This window comes from Sporosarcina sp. FSL K6-3508 (assembly GCF_038615825.1).
Taxonomy (GTDB): domain Bacteria; phylum Bacillota; class Bacilli; order Bacillales_A; family Planococcaceae; genus Sporosarcina; species Sporosarcina newyorkensis.
The window spans coordinates 2,130,774-2,157,270 of the sequence record NZ_CP152016.1 but is presented as its reverse complement, the minus strand read 5'-3'; the positions used below and the strand labels follow the sequence as shown (position 1 = coordinate 2,157,270).

The 26,497-nt window shown below is 42.4% G+C and carries 25 protein-coding genes; 20 read left to right on the top strand and 5 right to left on the bottom strand.

The window, feature by feature from the left end; all coding sequences use genetic code 11:
• Nucleotides 1-6: 6 nt before the first annotated feature.
• From MKX97_RS10580 to MKX97_RS10565, 4 genes are all read left to right on the top strand, one after another.
• Nucleotides 7-1,140 (top strand): cysteine desulfurase family protein, encoded by a 1,134-nt coding sequence (locus MKX97_RS10580; RefSeq protein WP_342535927.1) that lies wholly within the window; start codon nucleotides 7-9, stop codon nucleotides 1,138-1,140.
• Nucleotides 1,137-2,339 carry a tRNA uracil 4-sulfurtransferase ThiI gene (thiI, locus tag MKX97_RS10575; protein WP_078816892.1) on the top strand — a complete coding sequence of 401 codons (1,203 nt, stop codon included), beginning with the start codon at nucleotides 1,137-1,139 and terminating at the stop codon, nucleotides 2,337-2,339. Before MKX97_RS10580 ends, thiI begins: the two co-directional genes overlap by 4 nt.
• Nucleotides 2,340-2,418: 79 nt before the next feature.
• On the top strand, nucleotides 2,419-2,631 hold the full coding sequence (locus MKX97_RS10570; protein ID WP_078816891.1) for an alpha/beta-type small acid-soluble spore protein: 213 nt from the start codon (nucleotides 2,419-2,421) through the stop codon (nucleotides 2,629-2,631).
• A 195-nt stretch (nucleotides 2,632-2,826) separates the two neighbouring features.
• The gene (locus tag MKX97_RS10565; protein ID WP_221836417.1) at nucleotides 2,827-4,407 is read left to right on the top strand and encodes an acyl--CoA ligase; all 1,581 of its coding nucleotides are present in this window, start codon (nucleotides 2,827-2,829) and stop codon (nucleotides 4,405-4,407) included.
• A 60-nt stretch (nucleotides 4,408-4,467) separates the two neighbouring features.
• Here MKX97_RS10565 and MKX97_RS10560 read toward each other — a convergent pair whose 3' ends face one another.
• Nucleotides 4,468-5,268, bottom strand: coding sequence for an NAD kinase (locus MKX97_RS10560; RefSeq protein WP_342535926.1), 801 nt, complete (start codon nucleotides 5,266-5,268; stop codon nucleotides 4,468-4,470).
• 105 nt (nucleotides 5,269-5,373) lie between these two features.
• Here MKX97_RS10560 and sppA point away from each other — a divergent pair, with 105 nt between their 5' ends.
• The 5 genes from sppA (at nucleotide 5,374) to MKX97_RS10535 (ending at nucleotide 9,813) form a co-directional block, all read left to right on the top strand.
• Nucleotides 5,374-6,378 carry a signal peptide peptidase SppA gene (sppA, locus tag MKX97_RS10555; RefSeq protein WP_340759062.1) on the top strand — a complete coding sequence of 335 codons (1,005 nt, stop codon included), beginning with the start codon at nucleotides 5,374-5,376 and terminating at the stop codon, nucleotides 6,376-6,378.
• Between the two features lie 14 nt (nucleotides 6,379-6,392).
• Complete coding sequence (locus MKX97_RS10550; RefSeq protein ID WP_342535925.1) at nucleotides 6,393-6,944, top strand: RDD family protein; 552 nt, start codon at nucleotides 6,393-6,395, stop codon at nucleotides 6,942-6,944.
• 27 nt (nucleotides 6,945-6,971) lie between these two features.
• Complete coding sequence (gene tpx, locus MKX97_RS10545; protein ID WP_078816886.1) at nucleotides 6,972-7,475, top strand: thiol peroxidase; 504 nt, start codon at nucleotides 6,972-6,974, stop codon at nucleotides 7,473-7,475.
• 48 nt (nucleotides 7,476-7,523) lie between these two features.
• Complete coding sequence (locus MKX97_RS10540; protein WP_342535924.1) at nucleotides 7,524-8,444, top strand: class I SAM-dependent methyltransferase; 921 nt, start codon at nucleotides 7,524-7,526, stop codon at nucleotides 8,442-8,444.
• Between the two features lie 151 nt (nucleotides 8,445-8,595).
• A complete protein-coding gene (locus tag MKX97_RS10535) occupies nucleotides 8,596-9,813 on the top strand; it encodes an acetate kinase (protein WP_009497679.1) in 1,218 nt (405 codons plus the stop codon).
• A gap of 45 nt (nucleotides 9,814-9,858) precedes the next feature.
• Here MKX97_RS10535 and MKX97_RS10530 read toward each other — a convergent pair whose 3' ends face one another.
• Nucleotides 9,859-10,311 carry a universal stress protein gene (locus MKX97_RS10530; protein ID WP_009497678.1) on the bottom strand — a complete coding sequence of 151 codons (453 nt, stop codon included), beginning with the start codon at nucleotides 10,309-10,311 and terminating at the stop codon, nucleotides 9,859-9,861.
• A gap of 238 nt (nucleotides 10,312-10,549) precedes the next feature.
• Between MKX97_RS10530 and ald the strand changes: the two genes are divergently transcribed.
• Complete coding sequence (ald, locus tag MKX97_RS10525; protein WP_078816884.1) at nucleotides 10,550-11,671, top strand: alanine dehydrogenase; 1,122 nt, start codon at nucleotides 10,550-10,552, stop codon at nucleotides 11,669-11,671.
• A 53-nt stretch (nucleotides 11,672-11,724) separates the two neighbouring features.
• Here ald and MKX97_RS10520 read toward each other — a convergent pair whose 3' ends face one another.
• Entirely contained in the window at nucleotides 11,725-12,816 is a 1,092-nt protein-coding gene (locus tag MKX97_RS10520; protein WP_009497676.1) for a Xaa-Pro peptidase family protein, read from the bottom strand.
• 107 nt (nucleotides 12,817-12,923) lie between these two features.
• On the opposite strand from MKX97_RS10520, the gene MKX97_RS10515 reads away from it, so the two are divergent.
• Together MKX97_RS10515 and MKX97_RS10510 are read left to right on the top strand one after the other, a co-directional pair.
• Complete coding sequence (locus MKX97_RS10515) at nucleotides 12,924-13,601, top strand: metal-dependent hydrolase (protein ID WP_009497675.1); 678 nt, start codon at nucleotides 12,924-12,926, stop codon at nucleotides 13,599-13,601.
• Nucleotides 13,602-13,730: 129 nt separating this feature from the next.
• Entirely contained in the window at nucleotides 13,731-15,038 is a 1,308-nt protein-coding gene (locus tag MKX97_RS10510) for a DRTGG domain-containing protein (RefSeq protein ID WP_078816882.1), read from the top strand.
• A gap of 53 nt (nucleotides 15,039-15,091) precedes the next feature.
• Here the strand turns inward: MKX97_RS10510 and MKX97_RS10505 are convergent, their stop codons facing one another.
• A complete protein-coding gene (locus MKX97_RS10505; protein ID WP_009497672.1) occupies nucleotides 15,092-15,412 on the bottom strand; it encodes a YtpI family protein in 321 nt (106 codons plus the stop codon).
• A gap of 117 nt (nucleotides 15,413-15,529) precedes the next feature.
• Here MKX97_RS10505 and MKX97_RS10500 point away from each other — a divergent pair, with 117 nt between their 5' ends.
• From MKX97_RS10500 to MKX97_RS10465, 8 genes are all read left to right on the top strand, one after another.
• On the top strand, nucleotides 15,530-16,471 hold the full coding sequence (locus tag MKX97_RS10500; protein WP_040759267.1) for a bifunctional oligoribonuclease/PAP phosphatase NrnA: 942 nt from the start codon (nucleotides 15,530-15,532) through the stop codon (nucleotides 16,469-16,471).
• 19 nt (nucleotides 16,472-16,490) lie between these two features.
• On the top strand, nucleotides 16,491-19,562 hold the full coding sequence (locus MKX97_RS10495; RefSeq protein ID WP_342535923.1) for a DNA polymerase III subunit alpha: 3,072 nt from the start codon (nucleotides 16,491-16,493) through the stop codon (nucleotides 19,560-19,562).
• Between the two features lie 222 nt (nucleotides 19,563-19,784).
• On the top strand, nucleotides 19,785-20,447 hold the full coding sequence (locus MKX97_RS10490) for a GntR family transcriptional regulator (protein WP_040759265.1): 663 nt from the start codon (nucleotides 19,785-19,787) through the stop codon (nucleotides 20,445-20,447).
• Nucleotides 20,444-21,316 (top strand): acetyl-CoA carboxylase, carboxyltransferase subunit beta, encoded by an 873-nt coding sequence (gene accD / locus MKX97_RS10485; protein WP_342535922.1) that lies wholly within the window; start codon nucleotides 20,444-20,446, stop codon nucleotides 21,314-21,316. Before MKX97_RS10490 ends, accD begins: the two co-directional genes overlap by 4 nt.
• Nucleotides 21,313-22,266 (top strand): acetyl-CoA carboxylase carboxyl transferase subunit alpha, encoded by a 954-nt coding sequence (gene accA / locus MKX97_RS10480; RefSeq protein WP_342535921.1) that lies wholly within the window; start codon nucleotides 21,313-21,315, stop codon nucleotides 22,264-22,266. Before accD ends, accA begins: the two co-directional genes overlap by 4 nt.
• Before the next feature lie 65 nt (nucleotides 22,267-22,331).
• Nucleotides 22,332-23,291 carry a 6-phosphofructokinase gene (gene pfkA, locus MKX97_RS10475; protein WP_340759054.1) on the top strand — a complete coding sequence of 320 codons (960 nt, stop codon included), beginning with the start codon at nucleotides 22,332-22,334 and terminating at the stop codon, nucleotides 23,289-23,291.
• 43 nt (nucleotides 23,292-23,334) lie between these two features.
• Nucleotides 23,335-25,095: a pyruvate kinase gene (gene pyk, locus MKX97_RS10470; RefSeq protein WP_009497665.1), complete on the top strand. Its 1,761-nt coding sequence runs from the start codon at nucleotides 23,335-23,337 to the stop codon at nucleotides 25,093-25,095.
• Between the two features lie 55 nt (nucleotides 25,096-25,150).
• Nucleotides 25,151-25,534, top strand: coding sequence for an FxsA family protein (locus tag MKX97_RS10465; protein ID WP_078816878.1), 384 nt, complete (start codon nucleotides 25,151-25,153; stop codon nucleotides 25,532-25,534).
• Here MKX97_RS10465 and MKX97_RS10460 read toward each other — a convergent pair.
• Complete coding sequence (locus MKX97_RS10460) at nucleotides 25,527-26,492, bottom strand: AI-2E family transporter (RefSeq protein WP_009497663.1); 966 nt, start codon at nucleotides 26,490-26,492, stop codon at nucleotides 25,527-25,529. The genes MKX97_RS10465 and MKX97_RS10460 overlap by 8 nt on opposite strands.
• Nucleotides 26,493-26,497 lie beyond the last annotated feature (5 nt).

Sequence of the window (26,497 nt, the reverse complement as noted above, 5' to 3'; positions counted from 1 at the left end):
TGAAATGTGTATTTTGATCACAGTGCGACGACAAAAACGGATGAAAGGGTACTGCGCACATTTATAGAGGTTTCTACAAATTATTTTGCAAACCCAGCATCTTTGCACGCTGCAGGGAAACAAACAGAAAAGCTGCTGGAACGTGCAAGAAAACAATTATTGGATACCATTGGGACAGGACTCACAGAAGGAGTTTTTACATCGGGTGGAACGGAAGCAAATAATCTTGCTATTGTCGGATATGTTTTAGCGAATCAGCATAAAGGCAGACATTTGATCACAACAGTAGTAGAACATCCATCCGTGTTCCGTACATTTCAGTACTTAGAAGAACAGGGCTTTACTGTCGATTATTTACAAGTCGATGAAGAAGGAAGAATCTCACTGAAAGAACTCGAGTCTACTTTACGAAATGATACAATTATGGTCAGTATCATGCATGTCAATAATGAAATTGGTACAATTCAACCAATAGAGGAAAGTGCTAGGATCATCCATAGTACATCGCGTGCAGTCTTTCATTCGGACTGTGTCCAAAGTTTCGGAAAGTTATTGCCGGCTGATTTTCAGGATGGACCAGATCTCATTACAGTTTCCGCTCACAAAATTTATGGAATTAAAGGCAGTGGATTTTTAGCTTTTCGAAAAAATTTGAGGCTTCAGCCGATTTCATTTGGTGGTGGACAAGAGGCGACCTTGCGAAATGGTACAGTTTCCGTACCGCATGCAGCCGCATTCGCAAAAGCCGCACGTTTGCAAGCGGAAGAAGTGGATTTGGAAAAAATTGGACGGCGGAAAAATGAATTGCAACAATTCTTTGCAGAGTTTGATGATTGCAAAGTATTAGCGCCAAATTCGAGCGTACCCTATATACTATCGGTTGCTTTTAGAAATATTACTGGAGAAGTAGTCGTTAATTTTTTACAAGAACGAGACATCATCGTCTCAACGTCAAGTGCCTGCTCTTCGAAAAATTCGGACGTGAGCCATGTAATTGAGGCAATCCGTTTGCCGAAAGACTTCGAGAAGGGTGTAATCCGTATCAGCTTCGGAAAAGATCAGACAATAGATGAAATTCATCAGATAATGGAAGCTGTACGTCAATTGATGCAACTGCTGAAAAGGGGAATTGGAAAATGAATTGGAATACCATTTTAATCAGATATGGTGAAATGTCTCTAAAAGGGAAGAATAAAAGTAAATTCGTCCGCAAATTAAAAGAAAATATTAAAGCTGCCTTGCAAGAACTTACGACATTGACAATGCGCGCAGAACGAGATCGCATGTTTCTTTATACGGAGCGTCCTGAGGAGTTAATCCGAGCGATTGAGATTTTGCCAACAGTGTTTGGAATCCAATCCTTCAGTCCAATTGCGATTTGCGAACCGACACTTGAAGCGATTAAGCAGACATCACTAGATGTGATCGGCAATACTGAAACAGAGGGTAAAACGTTTAAAGTTGAAGTGAAACGAACAGATAAAACTTTCCCGCTCGTCACAGGAGAATTGCAACAAGAACTCGGTGGACATGTACTTCGCGCGTTTCCTGAATTGATCGTAAAAATGAAGAAACCTGAAATTTTATTATACGTGGAAATACAACGCGGTGCAGCTTATATCTCTTCTCATATTTATAAGGGAGCGGGAGGAATGCCGGTCGGTTCAAATGGTCATTCGCTTTTATTGCTATCCGGCGGAATCGATAGTCCGGTTGCAGGCTATCTTATGATGAAAAGAGGTGTATCGTTTGACGCGATACATTTTGCGAGCCCTCCATTCACAAGTGACTTGGCAAAACAAAAGGTAGAAGATATTGTACGTCAGTTGACGAAGTTCGGAGCTACTATCCGCTTGCATGTTATTCCATTTACAGAATTGCAGCAAGCGATTGTTAAGCAAGTACCGAGTAATTTATCGATGACAACGACAAGACGGATGATGATGCAAATTGCAGATCGTGTCCGCGAAGAAATACATGCACTTGGACTGATTACAGGTGAAAGCCTTGGTCAAGTAGCCAGTCAAACATTAGAAAGTTTAACGGCTATTAATGAAGTAACGTCTACACCGGTGTTGCGTCCACTCGTTGCAATGGATAAGCTCGAGATTATTCAAATAGCAGAGACAATCGGAACGTATCCGATATCAATTCGTCCATACGAAGACTGCTGTACCATATTTGCGCCGTCCAGCGCCAAAACGAAACCGCAATTAGAAAAAGTACGTTATTACGAAAGCTTCGAGAATTTTGAAGCTATGGTGGAAGAAGCGGTTAACAAGCGTATCACGATCATTCCAAGTGAACAGAACGAAGAGGAATTCAATGATTTGCTTTAAAGAAAATATTTCCTGTCGAATCTCCTGCATGAAATTTCGAAAAGTGACCATTCTATAGTCACAAGGAGGTGACAACGACATGACAAACAACAGCAACGGCAACAACTCAAACCAGCTTTTAGTACCAGGAGTACAACAAGCACTTAACCAAATGAAAGAAGAAATTGCTTCTGAATTTGGAGTACAACTTGGACCAGATGCTTCATCGCGTGCCAACGGTTCCGTCGGCGGAGAAATTACTAAGCGATTAGTGCGTCAGGCTCAACAACAAATGAACGGTTTCCAAAAATAAGCATTGGTCCAAAGAGGACCGTTCTGCATATGCAGAACGGTCTTTTTAGTTTGTATGGAAAAGTGGAATTTATACATAGAGATCAGGCTGCTGTAGTTAAATTTCATAACTTAAAATTACGATTAATATAAAAAGTTTTGAAAAGTACGCATTGTATTTGTATACTTATACTATTATGTAAAAGGAGGAATGAAAATGAACCGTGAAGAATTGTTAGCACCGTCTAAGTATAACATCGTCTCAGAATTCGAAAAGTATGCAACAGGTGATGGCAAAAAAGCGTTAATTTACGTAGACTCACAAAACCAACAGCAAGAAGTGACATATGATGAACTTATGAAAGCGGCAAACAGAACGGCCAATGTATTGACTGCAAATGGTCTGCGAAAAGGTGATGTCGTATTGGTCATGGTACCTCGCATGATCGAAGCCTATGTTACATACATTGGTGCGCTCAAGGCAGGGCTTGTCGTCATACCGAGTTCAGAAATGCTGCGTTCCTCTGATATTGAATACCGGATTGAGCATAGCGGTGCAAAAGCGATCATTGCATTTGATGCCTTCACCGACCAATTAGAGCACGTTGGCAATATAGACAAAGTGAAAGTTTGTATTATCGGTCAGGCAAGGGAAGGTGAAGTGTCTTTAACGGAACAAGAAAAAAACGCATCCTCTGATTTTACAGCTTGTGATACGGCAAGCACAGACACTGCATTTTTATCTTACACATCGGGCACAACAGGCAAACCAAAAGGTGCAGTACATACGCATGCTTGGGGTTATGCGCATTTACGTACGACAGCACCGAACTGGCTTGGTATAAAAGAAGGAGACATAGTTTGGGCGACCGCCGCGCCTGGTTGGCAAAAATGGATTTGGACGCCATTTTTATCGGTTCTTGGAAGCGGTGCCACAGGATTTGTTTTTAATGGTAAATTTAATGTTGATAAATACCTCAATTTCTTAGACGAGTACCAAATCAATGTGTTGTGCTGTACACCGACAGAATACCGCTTCATGGCAAAAGCAGAAAATCTCAGCGACTATACACTTACCTCTGTTAGAAGTGCTGTTTCAGCGGGGGAACCGTTAAATCGTGAAGTCATTGATATTTTTGAAAAACAATTCTCGCTCTCTGTACGAGATGGTTATGGACAGACCGAAAACACTTTACTGGTTGGAACGATGATCGGAATGGAAGCGAAGCCGGGCTCCATGGGTAAACCGACACCAGGAAATCAAGTGGAGATCATTACGGATGAAGGAACAATTGCTGCAGTGGATGAAGTGGGAGATATTGCAGTTCATAAATTGACACCGGCTCTGTTCCGAGAGTATTTGAATGATCCTGAGCGAACTAAAATGCAATTCAGGGGCGATTACTACATTACAGGAGATCGTGCAAAAAAAGATGCAGATGGCTATTTCTGGTTTGAAGGACGCGGAGATGACATTATTATAAGCTCCGGCTATACGATCGGACCTTTTGAAGTGGAAGATGCGTTGATTAAACATCCAGCTGTGCGGGAATGTGCTGTGGTAGCAAGTCCTGATGCAGAGCGCGGCAATGTGGTGAAAGCATTTGTTGTGTTGCGTGATAGAGCGAACGCTCACTCAGATGATTTGGTTAAAGAGTTGCAAGAACATGTCAAGCAATTGACAGCGCCGTATAAATATCCGCGTAAAATTGAATTTTTGGAAGAATTGCCAAAGACAGCATCGGGTAAAATTATGCGCGTTGAGTTACGTAAAAAGGAACATAGTTTAGAAAGTTAATAGAAAAAAGGCTGTCCAAAGTCGTTTGCTCCGACTTTTGAACAGCCTTTAGTTTTGTAATTAAAAGAAAGTACGTTGCACTTTCTCGAAAAATGAATTATCCGAAAGTTTGGCAGTCCGAATGACCCGGTTACTCAGTTTAGCTTCGACTTTTTCAACCTGCTTGATTCCGAGCGCCTCATTGTCTGCCGCAGTCGAAGGGAACTCATTGCCTTCTTGATGAACATTCAAAGTGAGTTTCCTATTGCCGCTTAAAATAAATGAAGTCCCCAAAGTGCGGTAGCGATTGTTATTGACGGAAGCAAGTTCAGACACTTGGTAGCAAGGCAATAATGGATCAATGACAGCGCCGCGTACCGATTTATTGTAGGCTGTGCTGCCAGTCGGTGTGGAAATGATCAAACCGTCTCCTAAAAATGTCTCAAATAATAATTCGTCAATGGAAATATCCATGACGAATGTTCGTATAATGGTGGAACGAATGCTGAACTCATTTAAGCAATAGAATGGTTTATGTTGATTGATTGTTACTTCGAGTATCGGATAGTGACGCTCTGCAAGGCTGGGTTGGTTCAATGCGTATACCAATGTCCCAATTTCATCGTATTTGAAGTCGCAATAAACTCCGTGAGCGCCCTTTATGGAGATGCCAAGATAGAGACAGTCTTGGCGGAAATCTGTTTTGCGGACAGCTTGAAGAAATGTGCCATCACTTCCTATACTTATGACAACGGTCGCCTCAGTATGGTCATCAGTAAGCGAGAATCCTTCTTTCAGCAATTGTTCTTCAACAAATGTCTTTTTATGAACGGTATCTTCGTCAAGCCGGCTAAAGAGATAAATAGTGTGCTGATTAACCATCGGAAATCTCTCCTTCTCTATTTAATAGATTAAGTGTAGCATGAATGAAACATTTGGACGATTGGTAACGTACAGTAAGATGTAAACAAAGGAGGAATTTTAAGAATGACAGCAAAAAGAGTGATTGCAATTGCAGTCGCAGCGATATTGGTGTTCGTGTCGATCGGCATCAATACGATGTCCTGGTTTTTCACGAGAGATTGGAATGATCTAATCACTGAAATCACAGCTATCGACCAAGATCTGCAAGAAACAATAGTCGAAGACGGGAGTCTGAGTGAACGGATTGCCGTACTGAAAGTGGATGGTGTCATCCAAGATACGGGCGCAGCTTCTCTGTTTAGCGGGGAAGAGTACAATCACCGGCAGTTTATGGCACAATTGAATGAAGTCATGAACGACCCAACAGTAAAAGGAATCGTATTATCTGTCAATTCGCCAGGTGGCGGTGTATTGGAATCATCGGATATTTACGATGCGTTTACAGAAATTCAAGCGACAAAGGAAATTCCGATCTATGTGGCCATGGGTGGAATGGCAGCTTCAGGCGGTTACTATATCTCTGCCCCTGCTGAAAAGATTTTCGTTCACCCTGAAACATTAACTGGATCGATTGGAGTCATTATGCAGTCGATCAACTATGGCAAACTGGCAGAAAAATATGGAGTAGATTTTCCTACCATCAAGTCAGGTCCTTACAAGGACATGATGAGCAGTACGAGAGAGATGAAACCTGAAGAGCGCAAAATGCTACAGGAAATGATCGATGATTCGTATAAACGATTTGTAAACATCATCGCAGAAGGTCGCGGCATGTCAGAAAGCGATGTACGCAAAGTTGCGGATGGTCGTGTAATGAATGGCCGACAAGCGATCGAGGCTGGACTTGCAGATGATTACGGAAAATTACCGACAGTCGTTTCGGCAATGAAAGAAGACTACCATTTAGAAAAGGCTGCTGTCTTTGAATATGGGGCGCCAGACAATTTGGCTTCATTGTTATCCATGAAAGCGCACGATGTATTTGGCGGAGATATGGAGTCCCAAATCATGAAGAAGTTACTGACAGATAACCAAGCACCTCGGATGATGTATTTATATGGTGAGTGAGAAGGGGGAAATCGATGATGACGAATGAACTGCTGAACACACAGCGATCCATACCCACGGAACATTCACTTTTCCAACCGAAATTTGCAGGGTTTTGGGTCAGGCTGTGGGCTTTTTTGATTGACCTGCTGCTCATCTCGTCCATTAGTGGAATCTTTGTCAAACCGATTTTCCGTCTGATGGATATGGCGATCAATAAACCGTTTGCCTTTTTATTCAGCCCATATAAAGTAGCGGCATTACTATTATTGCTTCTATATTTTATTTTAATGACAAAATTGGCTGGGCAAACAGTAGGGAAAATGATCATGGGGATTCGTGTAGTGAAATTAAATGGGCAGAAATTGGATTGGAGTACAGTTTTGTTTAGAGAAGGAATTGGACGATTCATTTCACAAATGCTGTGGATTCCTTATATACTCGTTCTGTTTACACCTAAGAAGTCCGCGCTGCATGATATATTCGCAGATACGGCCGTGATTCATGAGCAGATATATGAGAAAAAGAAAGTACATGAGTTGAGTCCAACCGAACAACATAAGTTGCATGAAGGCCCTACCGTTTAGTACACTATGTTAAAAGGAGTGATTGGCATGGTAAATGTTACATTTAAAAACAATCCAATACATCTAGAGGGAACAGAAGTGAAAGTAGGGGAACGTGCTCCAGACTTTACAGTTCTATCTAATGACTTGCAGCCTGTTACATTAGCAGATTCAAAAGGTAAGGTTCGTTTGATCAGTGTCGTACCTTCTGTAGATACAGGTGTTTGTTCTCTGCAGACAAAACGTTTCAATGATGAAGCTACTTCTCTTGGGGATGACGTGGAAGTGTTAACAATTTCGGTAGATTTACCTTTCGCACAAGCTAGATGGAAAGATGCTGAAGGTGTGGAGAATTTGAATCTATATTCCGATCACAAAGATCTTTCATTTGGTACGGCATATGGAACTGCCATTAAAGAACTGCGTTTGCTGACTCGTTCAATTTTCGTTATCGACCGTAATGATAACGTGTCCTATGTGGAATATGTCAGCGAAGCAACAGATCACCCGGACTATGATGCGGCAATCAAAGCCGTGAAAGAATTGAATTAAACTAAAACCCACCTATTAAGAGGTGGGTTTCTTCATGGAGGAAATAGCATGAACAATATGGAAAAAGTGTTTACTTATTATGATGAATATGCACAATCAACGGATGGTTTGTATTTGGATGCAGTGCTTGAGGCTAGTGAACATTGGCTGGACAAACCTTCAGCAGTAGAGTTGGAGGATCCTGTCCAACCAGAAGAAATCCGTAAAGGTGTTCAACTTGCTCTGTTAAAAGGAATGAAGCAATCTGCACAAGCTCATCACCAAATGACTCCCGATTCAATCGGCTATTTGATTGGCTACTTAGTCAATAAATTGATAAATCCTAAACAAGCAGTTATATTTTTGGATCCGGCTGCCGGTACAGGAAATCTGCTATTTACAGTGCTGAATCAATTTGAAGGCAAAGCATCTGCAAGTGCGGTGGAAATCGATGATGTACTTATTCAAATTGCAGCGGCTACGGCAAATTTACTGCAACTGCCGGTATCGTTTTATTTACAAGATGCTCTGCGGCCCCTGCCCATTGATTTGGTAGACGCGGTGATCAGTGATCTTCCGGTTGGTTACTATCCGGATGAAGAAGTGGCGATGGATTATGAACTCATGGCTTCAGAAGGACATGCATTTTCGCATTATCTTTATATTGAGCAATCGATGCGCTATGTAAAGCCGGGTGGATATGGTTTCTTCGTCGTCCCATCAAAATTACTGACGGCGGATGGAGCAGAGCCGATCTTATCATTTGTGAAAGAACATCAGCTGTTAAGAGGAATGTTTGAACTACCTGCTTCTTTATTCAAGGATCAACGTTTTGCGAAAAGTATTTTGCTGTTGCAACAACCGCCAACTGATCGGATTGTCATGCCTGAGGTATTGCTTGCGAAGATTCCAGAGCTTGGAAACGCTTTGGCATTACAAAACTTTTTTGGTAAAGTAAGTCTTTGGATGGAGGAAGGGGAGAGTGACTGAGCACTCGCTCTTCCTCTCTTTTTCTTTTAAAGAAAAATTTTACAGAAAAATAGCTCAAATATCATTTTATTAATTGCGTTTCAAATAGTTAGGTATTATAATAACTTGAACGTCTACCAACGTAAAAGATTACTAAGGGGTTGAGTATAAATTGCCAAAAATTTTATCAGTGAATGCGGGAAGTTCATCTTTGAAATTCCAGTTGATTGAGATGGCAACGGAAGAAGAGATTACCAAAGGATTATTCGAAAGAGTAGGAATGGATAATTCAATTTTCTCCATGACAACAAATGACAAGAAGATCGAAAAAGTACTGGATATTGCGGACCACTCACAGGCTGTTAGTATGTTGCTTGAGCATTTGCTAAGCGAAGGTGTTGTATCGTCCTACGATGAGATTGATGGAATCGGACATCGGGTCGTCCACGGAGGCGAGGTATTTAGTGATTCAGTGCTGATCACTGAAGAAGTAATTGAAAAACTCGAAGAAATTTCAGGATTTGCACCGCTGCATAATCCCGCAAATATTGTCGGTATCAAAGCTTTTAAGGAAGCTCTGCCTAACTTGCCAGCGGTAGCAATTTTCGATACTGCGTTTCATCAAACGATGCCTGAAAAAGCATTTTTATATGCACTGCCGTATGAGTATTATGAAAAATATGGTATACGGAAGTACGGTTTCCATGGTACGAGCCATAAATATGTTACAGAACGGGCTGCGAAGATATTAAATCGTCCGCTTGAAGATACGCGTCTCATTTCATGTCACTTAGGTAACGGTGCAAGTATTGCCGCTGTCAAAGGCGGCAAATCAGTAGACACGTCCATGGGCTTCACTCCTTTAGCAGGGGTGATTATGGGTACTCGTTCAGGAAATATCGACCCGGCGCTTATTCCTTACATGATGGACCGCACGGGGCAGTCTGCTGAAGAGGTAGTGAATGTACTAAATAAAAAATCAGGCTTGCTTGGCCTGAGTGGTTTTTCTAGTGATTTACGTGATATTACAGAAGCTGCGGAACAAGGTAATGAACGTGCTCAATTAGCTTTGGATGTTTTCACAGATCGGATTCATCAGCATATTGGTCAATATGCTGCTGGAATGGGTGGAGTCGATGCCATCATATTCACAGCGGGAATCGGAGAAAACAGCGCCATTGTGCGTGAAAAAGTGATGCGAGGACTAGAATTCATGGGGGTCTATTTTGATCCGAGCTTGAATAATGTCAGAGGAGAAGAAGCGTATATTAGTTTCCCTCATTCGCCTGTAAAAGTATTGATCATTCCAACGAACGAAGAGATCATGTTGGCACGTGATACGGTGCGAGTTGGCGGTATTTCAGTGGAATCTTTACAAGTATCGAAATAAAAAACTCGTTCTTCCTAGAATACCTAGGGAGAACGAGCTTTTTTGTTATTCTTGAGTTTCAGGTGTACGTACTACAAGCACATCACATTTCGCGGAACGGACGATGTTCTCGGAAACGCTGCCGATCAGGAAACGCTCCACACGGTTTAACCCTGTAGCTCCACAAATAATGAGATCTGCATTTAATTTTTTAGCAATATCACGAGGGATCAATGTTTTGGGAGAACCGTATTCAACGTGGATCTGTACGTTGTTCATACCCACTGCGGCAGCCTCGGCCTGATATTCAGTCAATAGATCTTCCGCATACTTTTGAGCTCGTTCTGCGATGGAACGATCATATGCCTCGACTGCTGCATAAGAACGCGTATCAATGATGTTGATTAAGTGTAAAGTTGCTTCGTTACGGTCTGCAATAGCGATTGCTTTTTTGAAAGCCCATTTTGCCTCATCTGATCCATCTACGGCTACGATGATGTCTTTGTACTTAAGTGCCATAATTACCACTCCATCCTTAAAGTTAGATTGTATCTACATCTACTATATTCTTCATAGCTTGCGAATATCCTTCTTTTTTTGTCGAAATATTTACCCTAAGCAATGCAAACTGAAAAGTATACGGAAAGGTTTTAAAAAACAGAGGAAAAAACTTATATTTTCTGATAAGATTAAATTTATATTAATCGGCAAGATGAAATAGGCGATTAACGTAACTTTCAATTTAGGAGGATTTCGCATGCGTATAGGTGTTCCAAGAGAAGTTAAAAACAATGAAAACCGAGTGGCAATTGCCCCTGCAAGTGTACTGACTTTAAAAACTGCTGGACATGAAGTTTTAATTGAAACAGGGGCAGGACTTGGCTCCAGCTTTTTAGACGAAGAGTATAAAGAAGCTGGAGCTACGATTGTGGCAACTGCTGCTGAAGCCTGGGGTGCAGATATGGTGCTGAAAGTAAAGGAACCAGCTGCTTCAGAATTTCAATACTTTCGTGAAGGATTGATTTTATTCACCTATTTGCATTTGGCTCCAGAACTGAATCTGACGCAAGCATTGCTTGAACATAAAGTTACTGCGATTGCATATGAAACAGTCCAATTGCCAAACGGTGCCTTGCCTTTATTGGCTCCGATGAGTGAAGTGGCTGGACGAATGGCGACTCAGATCGGTGCGCAATATTTAGAAAAAACAAAGGGTGGTAAAGGAATCCTGTTAGCAGGAGTTCCAGGTGTTTCACGCGGTAAGATAACAATCATCGGTGGTGGTCAGGCGGGTACGAATGCGGCTCGTGTAGCGATCGGGATTGGTGCACATGTGACGATTTTAGATTTATCCGTAGAGAGAGTCCGCCAGTTGGACGAGTTGTTCGGAAAGGATATTCAAACGCTAGTTTCCAACCCATACAATATTGCGAATGCAGTGAAAGATGCGGACTTGGTAATTGGCTGTGTGCTTATCCCGGGCGCAAAAGCACCGACTTTGGTAACGGAAGAAATGGTTAAATCCATGAAGCCGGGCTCCGTATTGATTGATATCGCAATTGACCAAGGCGGTATTTTTGAAACATCCGATCGTGTAACGACTCATGATGAACCAACCTATGTAAAACATGATATCGTTCATTACGCGGTAGCGAATATGCCGGGTGCTGTTCCTCAAACATCTACCGTTGCATTAACGAATGTAACGATTCCATACGCCCTTCAAATCGCAAACAAAGGTGTAAAACAGGCATGCTTGGATAACGAAGCACTCCGCAAAGGTATTAATACAATGGCTGGAAGCATAACATACCAAGCAGTAGCAGAAGCTCAAGAGCTTGAGCATACTCGCGTGGAAGACGTTTTGCAAAGCATATAATTGAAAAAGCAGTCCGCGCTTTGCGCGGCTGCTTTTTTATGTTCATAAACTAGTTAAATAATTTTCAAGTCTTTAGAGAACTTCGTCAATACCTCAACGCCATCCTTCGTAACCAGTACATCGTCTTCAATCCGTACGCCTGTAATCGTTGGATCGTAAATACCCGGCTCGATTGTGAAAACCATCCCTTCTTCTAAAGGGAGTTCATTCGCTGCTGTCAGAGAAGGGTACTCATGTACGGATATACCGAGGCCATGACCTATTCGGTGTGGGAAAAGTTCACCATAGCCCGCTTCTTCAATCACAGAACGAGCGGCCAGATCCACTTCTTTTGCCAGTGTACCGGGACGAACCACATCAATTGCTGCTTGCTGTGCTTTTTTAACTGTTTCATAGATTTTTCGTTGTTCGTCTGTCGGCTCGCCAAGTGCAATCGTTCGGGTAATATCTGAACAATATCCTTTATATACAACACCCAGATCAAAAAGGATGAAATCTCCATTTTTAATCGCGCGGTCACCGGGTATACCGTGAGGGGAAGCGGTTTTTTTACCTGAAATGACAATTGTGTCAAAGGACATCTTTTCGGCACCCTTTTGTTTGACTGCTTGTTCAACAGCTTGGACAATCTCCAGTTCGGTTTTACCTTCTTTAATTTCACTGCAACCGACTTCGATTGCGTAGTCTGCCAATTCAGCAGCTTTTCTCAAGCAGTCCAATTCAGTTTCATTTTTAATTAACCGATAATTTGCGATTTCTCCATCCAGCTTAGCGAATTGGAGGGCGGGGAACCGTTCTTGTAAAATTTCGAACCGGTCTACTGTTATATGTTCTTTTTCTATTGCCAGTAGTGTCAATTCAGAGATGCGATCTTGGATGGCGTTATCCAAGAATTCAAACGCGTTATCAGTGTCTTTATAGCCGACAACGCCATGGGACCAGCCGATTGCTTTTACATCCGCCACTTCCATGGCTGGACATATAATAAATGGTTCTTCTTCTTTAAAAATAACCACACCTAGTAAACGTTCATGTGGCTCACTTCGAAAATTGGTTAGATAGAAGATGTTATCGGGATTCGTAATAAGAGCAGCATCTATAGCGTGTTCGATGAGGAAATCTTGGACTTTTTTAATATTAGACATTTATGTAGCCTCCTTTGTTTTTGTTAGTATAACAAAAAAAGAGGGTTTTGCGCTGTTTTGCAGAAGGTATAGAGTACAGATTCATTAAAATTAGGAGAGTGATTTTTGTGAAAATCTCATATCACGGCCATTCGATCGTGAAAATTGAAACAAGCGGAAAGACCATACTGATTGACCCATTCATTACGGGCAATAAGCTGACAGATCTGAAAGCGGCAGATGAAAAACCGGATGTGATCTTACTGACGCACGGTCATAACGACCATGTAGGAGATACGATGGAAATTGCGAAAAGGGAAGATATTCTCGTCGTTGCGCCCAATGAATTGGCGGTTTATTTAGGTTTTCAAGGATTGCGGACACACGGCATGAATATAGGCGGTTCAAAAAAGTTCGATTTTGGGACAGTCAAATATACACAAGCATTCCACAGTTCTTCTTACACAACAGAAAATAATGAAATCATATACACAGGCATGCCAGCAGGTCTGTTACTGACCATTGAAGATAAAATCATTTATCACGCGGGAGACACGGCGCTGTTCAGTGATATGAAATTGTATGCCGAAGATCCGATTGATATTGCTTTCCTTCCGATTGGCGATAACTTTACAATGGGGCCGCGCGACGCAGCGAAGGCTGTTGAGATTCTGAAGCCGAAATTAACTGTGCCTGTCCATTTCAATACGTTTCCGCCAATCGAACAGAATCCTGAAGGTTTCAAATCACTTGTAACGTCACATGAAGTGAAAATTATGGCGGCTGGAGACGTGATTGAGATCTAACAATCCAAAATAGGGCAGTGGCGGTCGAGGCGCTTTGTTATCGTCTTAGACCGTTTTTTTGATTGAATTATGGTATGATTAGCTAAAAGCCTAAACCGTTCAAACTAGGTCGGAGAAAAAGGTGAATCCATGTCAACAAAACACGAACAAATCTTGCGCTACATTGAAAGTTTGGCAGTAGGGGAGAAGATTTCTGTACGCCAAGTAGCTAAAGCGCTAGAAGTAAGTGATGGTACTGCATACCGTGCGATTAAAGAAGCTGAAAATCAGAAGCTCGTCAATACAATTGAACGTGTAGGTACCATTCGTATAGAAAAAAAGAAAAAAGAAAATATTGAACGCCTGACATTTGCTGAAGTCATCAATATCGTAGATGGCGTGGTATTAGGTGGTCGCGATGGATTACATAAAACATTAACGAAATTTGTCGTTGGAGCTATGCAGCTTGAGGATATGATACGATACATCGATGCGGGTAGCCTGCTAATTGTCGGAAACCGTTTGAAAGCCCATGAAATCGCTATAAAAGCGGGAGCGGCGGTGCTTGTAACAGGCGGATTTGATGCGACGGAAGAAGTGAAGCATCTAGCAGATGAAATGAACTTACCTGTCATTTCCACGAGCTATGATACATTCACAGTGGCTACCATGCTCAATCGCGCCATTTATGATCAGTTAATCGAAAAAGAAATTTTATTAGTAGAAGACATATTGACTCCGCTCGCCCGTACGGTAACTTTGGCCCCGGAAGACTCAGTTGATCAGTTTTTCGAAGTTAATCATCAGACGGCACACTCGGCTTATCCCGTCGTGGAGTCCAATGGAAAGTTGGTTGGGATCATCACGTCTCGTGACGTCGTCAGTAAACCGGATATGGATACTGTCGGAAAAGTCATGACCCCGGATCCCATTACCGTCAATGGGAAAATGAGCGTGGCTTCGGCAGGTCACAGCATGATTTGGGAAGGCATTGATTTAATGCCAGTTGTTTCCGAAGCGGGAATACTCGAAGGGATCATCAGCCGTCAAGATGTCTTGAAGGCACTGCAAATGACCCAGCGTCAACCGCAACAAGGTGAAACAATCGATGATATTGTAAAGAATCAAATGAAGGTCATTCCAAACGCGCCTGAAAAAATAGAATTCTCTGTTGTCCCTCAAATGACCAATCAATTCGGCTCTCTATCTTATGGCGCTATGCTCACAATCTTGAACGAAGCAGGCAGCCGAGCGATTCGTCTTCAAAAACGCGGAGAGAGCGTTCCTGAAAACGTCACGATTTATTTCATTAAACAAGTTCAGCTAGGTGCTGCAGTCACAGTTGTGCCGAAAATCTTGCACACGAGTCGCAGATTCATCAAATTGGAAATAGAGCTCTTCTCGAATGACAGTATCGTGGCAAAAGCAATGGGGATGTTCCAACTTTTTGAGAAGTAACTTGGCTGGCTTCTAACCGTGATTAAAAATAAAAAACTGATGCCGTTTGGACATCAGTTTTCGTTCAATGCTCGCTCTTCTTCAACGAACTGCTTATAATGTTTCTTCGCTTTAAGATTAAAGATCGCGACATAGCCGCCAAATACTATGAATATACCTGCCACCACATAGGTTAGAATACCTTCGAAAAACAGTATTTGATTGAGCCCAAAAAAGATCAAAAGGGCACCAAGAGCAGATCCTGCCATGCTTGCATACATCTTTTTCCGGATCGGAAACATATGGCTGGTTCGAAATTGACGAGTCTTAAAAACGAAATAAAAAACGCCGGAAGCGACGATACCAAAAACGAATAAAAAATTGACCGTTCCCATTAAAAAGCCTCCATTACATGAAAATAATCTATAGGTTTAAACCTTTAGGTCATAATACATTGTAGCGGCTTTTAACAGGAATTGCGAATACAAGAACAAGAACTTGGGGGAATCCGCATGAAAAGACAAATCATTGACACAATTGAACGCTATCAAAAAATCATTATCCATCGACATGTCCGTCCAGACCCGGACGCATATGGCTCTCAAATGGGACTTAAAGAATTAATCAAAAAAAATTATCCTGATAAAGAAGTACTGGCTGCAGGAACACATGATGAACTTCTCACTTATTTGGGGAAACCCGATCAGGTTACTGAAGCAGATTACGAAGGCGCACTCGTCATTGTTACAGACACAGCCAATACAGATCGGATAGATGGCGAATTCTTCAAACAAGGATCTTTTTTATTGAAGATTGACCACCATCCGAACGAAGATCCATACGGTGATGAGCGATGGGTGAATACGGAAGCCAGCTCTTGTTCGGAGATGATCTATACTCTTTTTGAAGAAGGTCAAGCATCGTATGGCTGGGAAATTTCAACAGAAGCAGCTCGTTTTTTATTCGCTGGAATTGTGGGAGATACTGGACGTTTTATGTTCCAAAGCACTACAGAAAAAACATTTGAAATTGCGAGTTCACTTATCAAACAGCCTTTTGATCGAACGAAATTATTTGCAGGAATGTATGAAGTAGAGCGTAAAATCTTGCACCTCCAAGGTTATATTTATCAAAACTTCACAATTGATGAACATGGAGCCGCGTATATTAAATTGACCCGTGAGATACTTGATCAATTTGATGTGACAGTTTCTGAAACTTCACAGCTGGTCGGTTCATTAGGGAATGTCGAAGGGATCTGTGCGTGGATTATTTTCGTTGAAGAAGACGATCAAATCCGTGTTCGCTTACGCTCAAAAGGTCCTGTGATTAACACCTTGGCGATGCAATATAACGGAGGCGGGCATCCACTTGCATCCGGAGCATCGGTCTATTCGTGGGATGAAGCAAATGAAGTCATTGTGAAGCTAGCAGAAATTTGTAGAAATTACTAAGCAGAGCTGAGGGATTGAAATGAACCTGATGTATCCGCAAATCGTTACTGGCGCAGACTTATTGCGCGGAATCGTAAAGTTAGATGAATTGGCTCCTCTTTTACAACAAAGGGGAGCTAGTTCGGCTGCAATCGTAAATAGTAAACTGTACGGTGTACGATCGTTCAGTAAGATGTTGTCAAAATACGGCATACGTCCAGTGATCGGTCTATCAGTCAAAGTGTCGATTGAGGACAAAGATCTTCTTCTATATGTGTATGCAAAAAATCAATTAGGTTTTTCGAATCTAATGAAAATGAGCAGTGCCATATCGACACGTGAAGAGGAAAACCTACCGCTTTCTTGGTTGCATGCATATCGGGAAGGTTGCTGGGTCATTTGTGCGTTAACGGATTCTTCATGGGCTGCACACAGGACCGCTGAGATTGTGCAACAGTTAGTGGAAGCACAAGCGGATCAGTCGACGTTTATTGGGATTGGTCGACCAGGCGGAGCAAAACACGCCGAAGAAGACCGCATGATCGAACTGGCAGGAGAATGTAAACTGCAAATTGCTGCATGCCATGAAACTCGTTTTCTGCATGCGGAAGATTTTCCTTCCTATGAAGTGGCAACCGCGATTCGTAAAGGCTATAAATTAAATGACCCTCAAAAACCTCCGAATCGTTTTCGCCAAGCGTATTTACCCCAGGCACATGAACTGTCTGAATGGTTCCATGACCATCCCGAATGGCTGCTACTGACTACGGAAATTCTCAGTGCATGCCAAGTGAACATATCAAATCAAGATTTTCAACTTCCTACATTTCCGATTCCTGCGGGACGAACCGCTATTTCCGTACTAACAGAAAAATGCCAGAAAGGTCTCCAGAGTCGTTTTCAGCAACTACCTGCTGAGTATGCAAAACGTTTGAACTATGAATTGGAGATCATTGAGCAGATGGGTTTCACTGACTATTTCTTGATTGTTGAAGATTATGTCCGCTATGCAAAAAATGAGAAAATACTCGTCGGTCCCGGCCGGGGTTCATCTGCCGGATCTTTAGTTGCCTTTGCTTTAGGTATCACAGAAGTAGATCCAATTCATTATGGGCTGCTATTTGAACGATTTTTGAATCCGGAACGTGTGACGATGCCGGATATCGACATCGATTTCGCGGATAATCGCCGAACGGAAGTGGTTAATTATGTGGCCGATACATACGGCAAGCAACACGCGGCACAAATCATCACGTTTGGAACATTGTCAACGAAAGCTGTCGCAAGGAGCATAGCGAGAGCTCTGGATTTCACTCCGGAAGAAGTTCGTTTTATGTCCAACGAATTAAGCAGTGGACGTTCATTCAAAGACACGGTCCAACAGTCCCGAAAACTGCAGGATTGGATTTCGGTTGATCCTCGCAGAGCCCTTTGGCAGCAATCTGCAGAAAGACTGGAAGACTTGCCTAGGAACGCGTCTACGCACGCGGCGGGTGTTGTATTGTCGACCGACCCACTCGTCAATTTTGTGCCATTGCAAATTGGAACAGAAGAAGTGTTTTTAACGCAGTGGGCCATGAAAGATGTCGAAGAGGCAGGCTTGTTGAAAATGGACTTTTTAGGTCTGAGAAATTTAACGTTACTTGATAGGATTCGTTCTATGGTCCAGTACAATAAGAAACTGGAGATTGATTTTGAAAGTATTCCGCTGGATGATCGGGCAACGTACAATTTGTTCAAAACAGGGGATACGACAGGGATTTTTCAATTTGAATCACCTGGCATGCGGCGAGCATTGCAAACCATTCATCCGGATAATTTCAATGATCTATACTCAGTAAATGCTTTGTATCGCCCGGGTCCGATGGAATTCATACCTCTCTATAGTCGCCGTAAAAACGGACAGGAGCCGACAACATATGAGATACCGGAATTACAGCCGATTTTAGCAGAAACATACGGGATCATCATCTATCAAGAGCAAATCATGAAAATCGCTGTTGAAATCGCTGGGTTCACTTTAGCTGAAGCGGATTTATTACGACGGGCCATCAGTAAAAAGAATCAGCAAGTACTAGAAAAAGAACGGCAGCATTTTATTGCAGGTGCAACAAAAAAAGGGTTTGATCATGCCAAGGCGAATAACGTCTATAATCTAATCGTCAAGTTCGCGGACTATGGTTTTCCGAAAAGTCATGCCGTTGCGTATACGTTAATTTCTTATCGCCTGGCTTTCTTTAAGGCAAATGAACCGACATATTTTTATGCGGCTTATCTATCTTCACTGACAGGCAGCAAAGATAAAATGATGGAACTAATTCGAGAAATTAAAGCGAAAGGAATGGAGATTCATCCGCCTTCCGTAACGAACAGCCGCTATTCGCATACTGTGGAAGGTAACGCTATTCGTTTAGGCCTTGGGGCGATTAAAGGAGTGACCTTTGCTTTCTATCAGCAATTAGCTATTGCTAGAGAGAATCAACAATGGTCGTCGATGTTTGATATGGCTATTGCTTTGGGTGCTGATCATTTCACTGAAAAGACATTGATTCCACTGATCAAAGCAGGTGCCCTAGATGGGTTCGGAGAGACACGAGCAGTTCTATTGGCCTCTATCGATGCGGCACAATCGCATGCATTGTATATAGGGGATGACGCGCTAAGTGAACAATTCAAATTCAATTCACATCCGAAATACAATCCAGGCGGAACGATGGATCGTTTAACGGTGCTGGCCTTTGAACGTGATACCTTAGGATTTTATTTATCTGAACATCCTATAGAAGAGTTAAAACGCAATGCCGCCGATCTTATTCAGCCGATTTCATCTCTGCTTGATTTAAGGCCAGGCGCCAAAGTCAAATGTATGGGCATTATTTTATCGATTAAGCGGATCCGAACGAAAAAAGGAGAAGCAATGGCTTTTCTAACTCTGCAAGATGAGACGGAAGAAGTTTCTTGTACAGTATTTCCGAAGCTTTATGCGCAAATTAGTGTTCACTTGAATGAAAACCAATTTGTTCAATTAGCAGGAACGATTGATTATCGAAATCATGCTGTTCAGGTAATCATTGACCAAATGACTCCCTTGTCGACTAATGAAAAAGAATGAAATAGAACAGAAAAAAAGTGTTAGCCAGACATGACACGAGACGCGTCATTGCTGGCTGTGCGCTGTACTATTACAAAGCGAGCGTTCAGTCAGCGCGAAATTTGACGGAAAAAAACTATCGAAACTTTTCCATTTATGCTTTACGGAGAGGAATCTTTTTTGTATGCTAGTAAGCAAGGTGGTCTGACCACTTTGCCGGCAGAACGAAAAAGGAGTTCTTTTATGCAAAATTCACAATCGTCATCCAAGAGATTTTTGGATATTATCGGAGAGCTGCAATCGCTGATCAAAGAGCAAGGTATCCAATATGGCGATAAATTGCCCTCTGAGCGACATCTTGCCGAGCAGTTGCAGGTTAGCAGGACAGCAGTCCGTGAAGCGTTGCGCAGTATGGAATTGCTTGGCTTGATTGAAACGAGACGCGGAGAAGGAACTTTTTTATCTGATTTTAAAAAACACCAATTGGTTGAGGTCCTCTCCACGTTTATCATGCAACAAGCTCGATCTGTCCAAGACGTTGTGGAAACTCGAATGATTCACGAACGTGCAGCCATCACCACTGTAACTGAAAATGAGGAACTGCGCGCATTGCCTGTTTGGAAGGGCATGCAAGTTAAATTAAATGAAGAAGAAGCTGTTTTCTTAAGAGAAGACGTGATACGTGAAACGATAATCGCGACGGAAAATCGACTTTCCTTAAAAATTTGGTTTTTATTGAAACAATATAGCGGAGTCTCTTTTGATGTGGCGATCATTGCCCCAGAAGAAATAGAGGTAGTGGGCGCTCTGTTAGAAGAAATGATGGCAGGCAATACACAGCAGGCCATAGCCTATTATGCACAATGGATGAACCGAGTCGAGGGAGAAAGAAGGGAAATGGAATGAGTATCCGAGAGTTATTTAAAAAGAAGTCAAAAGAAGAAAACCACACGATTCCATCAATGAAAAGCAAAAATGACGTACCAGAAGGCATCATGACTAAATGTCCTGAATGTAAGTTTGTAATATTGACAAAAGACCTGATGAAAAACGCCAAAGTTTGCCCGGAATGTCAACATCATTACAAGATGACTGCACAGGAAAGAATCGAGCATTTATTGGATGCTGAGAGCTTTGAATCAATGGATGATCACCTGAAAACAGAAAACCCTCTAGATTTTCCTTCCTATACGGAGAAAGTCCAGGCAGATTCAGAAGCGACAGGGTTAAATGAAGCAGTGTTAACAGGAGTCGGCACTATTCAAGGTAAGCAAGTTGCGGTTGCTATTATGGATGCGCATTTCAGAATGGGTTCAATGGGTTCTGTCGTAGGCGAGAAAATCACAAGAACCGTAGGAAAAGCAACGCAACTAGGAATTCCAATGTTGATCTTTTCCGCTAGCGGTGGGGCGAGGATGCAAGAAGGAGTACTTAGTTTGATGCAAATGGCGAAAGTAAGTGTTGCTCTTCAACGTCATGCCAACAAGGGCTTGCTTTTTGTATCGATTATGACCTATCCGACAACAGGCGGAGTCTCGGCAAGCTTTGCTTCTGTTGGAGATATCAATCTGGCGGAACCAAAGGCACTTATCGGTTTTGCTGGACGTCGTGTCATTGAACAGACAGTCAGGGAGAAATTGCCGGAAGACTTCCAAACGGCAGAGTTCTTACTTAGTCACGGACAAGTTGATGCTGTCGTTCATCGATGCGATATGGTGGATGTAATGGATAGAATTATTAAGCTTCACGCAGGGAAGGAGACGGATCGTGCATGAGTAAAACATTAGCTTTTGAAGAACCCATCGTGAAACTGCGTGAAAAAATTAGTGAATTAGAAGAGTATACGACAGTAAATGATGTTGACCTTTCAACGGAAATCGTGAATTTGAAAAGCCGTTTGGCGAAATTGGAAAAAGATATTTATGAGAATATGGAGCCGTGGGATCGTGTACAAGTCGCTCGACACCCTATGAGACCGACAACTACTGACTATATCCAGTATCTTTTCGAAGACTTCATAGAGCTTCATGGCGATCGGAACTTCGGTGATGACGAAGCGATTGTAGGAGGCATTGCATCATTTGACCAAATGCCGATCACAGTCATTGGCCATCAGCGAGGGAAGGATACGAAAGAGAATGTCAGAAGAAACTTCGGCATGCCTCACCCGGAAGGATATCGTAAAGCGCTTCGTTTAATGAAGCAAGCCGAAAAATTCAATCGCCCAATTATATGCTTCATTGACACAAAAGGAGCTTACCCCGGGAAAGCCGCTGAAGAGCGTGGCCAAAGTGAAGCAATTGCACGGAACTTGGTGGAAATGGCAGGATTGAAAGTGCCTGTAATTTCGATTGTCATCGGTGAAGGCGGAAGTGGCGGGGCGCTGGCATTAGGCGTGGCCAACCATATCCATATGCTTGAGAACTCTACGTACTCTGTCATTTCACCAGAAGGGGCCGCTTCGATTCTATGGAAAGATCCAAAACTTGCGAAGCAGGCAGCGGAAGCGATGAAAATAACGGCTCCAGATCTTAAAGAAATGAACATCATTGATGAAATCATTCCTGAAGTTCTAGGCGGCGCCCACCGAGATGCAAATCAGCAAGCGATCGAGATTCGCGATACATTGCGCAGATCATTAAAAACGCTGTGCGAGTTGTCATCGGAAGCGTTAATCGATGCACGCTATGAGAAATTCCGTAATATCGGCGTGTTTTCTGAATGAAAGGTGCGGAATAACCGCATCTTTTCATCCTTACATACTAATTTGATGTGAAAGGAGTGTGGAGAATGAGGAAAATTGCAGTGTTGACGAGCGGAGGCGACGCGCCTGGAATGAATGCGGCGATTCGTTCGGTTGTCCGGAAGGCGATATTTGAAGGTTTGGAAGTCGCAGGTGTATTCAATGGTTATCAAGGGTTGATTGATGGGAAAATTGAACAGTTCCAACTTGGGTCGGTAGGCGATATCATTCAAAGGGGCGGAACTGTTTTACGTTCAGCCAGATGTCCTGAATTCATGACAGAAGAAGGCCGCCAAAAAGCATTGCGACAGATTAAGCTTCACGGTATAGAAGGTATCGTGATCATCGGTGGTGACGGTTCTTTCCGCGGAGCTAATGAACTCGTGAAGCTGAATATACCGTGTGCTTGTGTACCGGCTACGATTGACAATGATATCAATGGCACAGAGTTTACGATTGGTTTTGATACTGCGCTCAACACGGTAATTGAAGCGATTGATAAAATCCGAGACACTGCCACCTCACATGAACGTTCATTTATCATAGAGGTCATGGGGCGGGATGCAGGTGACCTGGCGTTATGGGCCGGCCTTGGCGGCGGAGCGGAGTCCATTCTACTTCCTGAAAAGGAGTTTGACGTGACTTCAGTCGTCAACCGTATAAAGAAAAGTGCTGATCGTGGAAAAAAACACAGTATTATCGTTTTGGCTGAAGGGATGATGCCTGCAAATGAATTGGCGGAGATTCTAAAAAAAGAAGCTAATGTCGATACGCGTGTTTCTGTTTTGGGGCATATTCAGCGGGGGGGTTCACCATCTGCACGAGACCGCGTCATTGCCAGCCAATATGGCGCACGTGCGGTTGAAGCTTTGATGGAAGGAAAAAGAAGTGCTGCCATTGGTATGAGAAATCATAAAGTGGTAGACTATAATTTAGAGGAAGTCTTTACGAAGCGAGAAAAGTTAGATCTGTCATTATTGGATTTAGCTGAAACTTTATCCATTTAATTGTTATCACCAGAGTCTACATGACACAGAGGAGCGATAGTTAGTGAGGAAGACAAAAATTGTGTGTACAATCGGTCCAGCAAGTGAATCGTATGAATCACTGAATAAGCTGATTGACGCAGGGATGAACGTGGCACGTCTGAACTTCTCCCATGGCACCCAAGAAGAACATAAAGTACGTATCGAAAGAATTCGTAAGGCGGCTAAAGAAAGAGGAAAAGTCGTCGGGATTTTACTGGATACGAAGGGTCCTGAAATCAGAACACATAAAATGAAGGACGACCAAATCGAGCTAGTCAGAGGACAAGCAATCGATATTTCGATGGAGGAAGTGCTTGGGACTGAAGAAGTTTTTTCAGTCACGTATAAAGAGCTGATCAATGATGTAGATCGCGGTTCATTCGTACTTTTGGATGATGGACTGATTGAGCTGGAAGTTACCGGCAAAGATAATGACAAAGGGTTGATTCATACTAAAGTGATCAATGCAGGTCCATTGAAAAACAATAAAGGTGTTAACGTACCAAATGTTTCTGTACAGCTTCCGGGGATTACGGATAAAGACAAAGAAGATATTCTGTTTGGTATTGAGCAAGGAGTCGATTTCATTGCAGCTTCCTTTGTTCGACGCGCAGCAGATGTGATAGAGATTCGCGAATTGCTTGAAAACAATAATGGCGGACAGATCCATATTGTGCCGAAGATCGAAAATCAAGAAGGCGTCGACAATTTGGATGCAATACTTCAATTATCAGATGGATTAATGGTAGCTCGCGGAGACTTAGGCGTCGAAATACCGGCTGAAGAAGTTCCTTTGGTTCAGAAGATGATGATTAAGAAATGTAACCAGTATGGAAAGCCGGTTATTACGGCGACTCAAATGCTTGATTCCATGCAGAGAAATCCGCGCCCAACGAGAGCGGAAGCAAGCGACGTGGCGAATGCCATCTTGGATGGCTCTGATGCGGTCATGCTATCGGGCGAAACGGCAGCAGGGATGTATCCAGTAGAGTCTGTTAAAATAATGGATAAGATTGCAGTTTCTACAGAAGACTCCATGGACTTCCACTCGGTTGTTTCCTCCAGAACAAGAGGAAAAGAAGGAAACCTTACAGAAGCGATTGGACAAGCGGCTGCCTATACAGCTCTAAATCTTAATGTAAAAGTAATTTTGGCACCGACAGAAAGTGGTCAAACTGCTGAGATGATTGCGAAATACCGCCCAGGTGTTCCGATTATCGCAGTGACACGTTCTGAATCTGTTTCTAATAAACTGACACTCGTGTGGGGGGTATATCCTATCGTCGGCAAAAAAGCGTTGGATATTGATGGGATCCTCCAAGAATCTGTTGAAGAAAGTGTCAAGCATCAATACGTCACACATGGGGATGTCGTCATCATCACTGCAGGTGTTCCAGTTGGAGAAGCAGGTACTACTAACCTAATGAAGTTGCATGTGATCGGTGATTTAATCGCACGCGGACAAGGTATCGGTAAAAATGTGGCGTTTGGAAAAGCGAAAGTCATCAATTCGGCAAGGGAAGCACTGACTCAAATAGCTGAAGGCGACATCATCGTGACGAAATCAACCGATCGTGATATGTATGCAGCGCTTGAGAGATGTGCAGGTATTATCACAGAAACTAGCGGGCTGACGAGTCATGCAGCAGTAGTTGGTTTAAGTCTAGGTGTTCCTGTTATCGTCGGTGTTGAAAATGTAACATCAATAATTAAAAATGGAAGCGACATTACAATGGATGCAGCGAGCGGTGTTATCTACAACGGTCACGCGAAAGTATTGTAATTCATTCAGACCGCTGTTCTCATTATGAGAAGGCGGTCTTTTCGGAGGTTAATATATGAAATGGTTAGTAGGTCTGTTCATCATTGTTCCAACTGCAGAGTTGGCTTTATTGATAGTTTCCGGTAAAACACTAGGAGTGCTTCCGACAATCTTAATCATACTTGTGACGGGGTTCGGAGGTGCCTATCTAGCGAAAAAACAAGGTTTTCGGGCTTGGCGAGATCTTCAATATCGCTTGGCGAATAGGGAAACACCTGGAAAAGCCTTGGTAGATAGTGTTTGTATATTTTTCGGCGGACTATTGTTGTTGATGCCTGGATTTTTGACAGACATCCTAGGATTTATATTGCTATTTAGCTGGCCGCGTAAAATTTTATATCCATTTATTGTGAAGTGGATATACAACAAGATGAAAAACGGGCAAATTCGCGTTATGTGAAGGTAGGATGTTCTTTTACTTTCAAAGCTAAAAATAAAAAGAATGGTAAAAATATAATGCCGTAAATGCCAAATAAATAGACTGCACATGCAGTAATGAGAAACGAATGAACGGTTCTTAATTTGAAAGTATGAGCCCATAAAAAAGATTCAGTCATCTGCCTTGTGATGAGCAAAACGATATATAGAATGAGCAAACCGATTGCTAATTGTACGTGATCTATGTAAAACGCAAATGCAATCATTGGTAAAAAGACTAATCCAATTCCTAAAAAAGGAATACTGTCGACCATGGAAATTAAAAATGCTTTTGTCAAAAAAGAGTCGAAACCGAGCAACCAAAAACCGATACTCATGAGTGAAAAGGTAATGAAAAAAAGCCGGATTTGAACAGAAAAGAAATGCCCCATCAGGCTGCTGGCTTTTGAAAAAATACGTGTCGCAGCGGGGCGGAATTTTTTGGGGAAATAAACTAAAAACCAAAAGCGATTCTTCGCACTTTCTCGTAATGCAAAGAAATAAGCAATAACGAACATGAAGATGCTAAACAATTGTTGGAATAACTTTTGGAAAAAACTTAAAATTCCTTCCATTGCTTCATGACTGGACTGTATAAAGTTCTCTGATACTGCGTGAAAATCCAGCCCTTTGCTGTCAATCATCTCCAAGACTAAGACCAACTGATCTTCAACTGTCCAAAGAACTGAAATAAAGCCGTTCACCGAAAAGAAAACAAATGCGTACATTAAAAGCGCAAGGATGAACATAATGATTAAGGTAGCTAAAAAAGCTGGTAATTTAGTTAAAGATATTAAAGAGTTCACAAGCGGGGCAGTGAAAAAAGCTAAAATTATTGCGAAGCCAATAGGCGGGATGATCACTACAAACAGGACAATGAATAAAGCGGGTAACCATTGCCGTGAGTACGTTTGTAGGCGTTTAGAGTCGATCGATATCATAATTT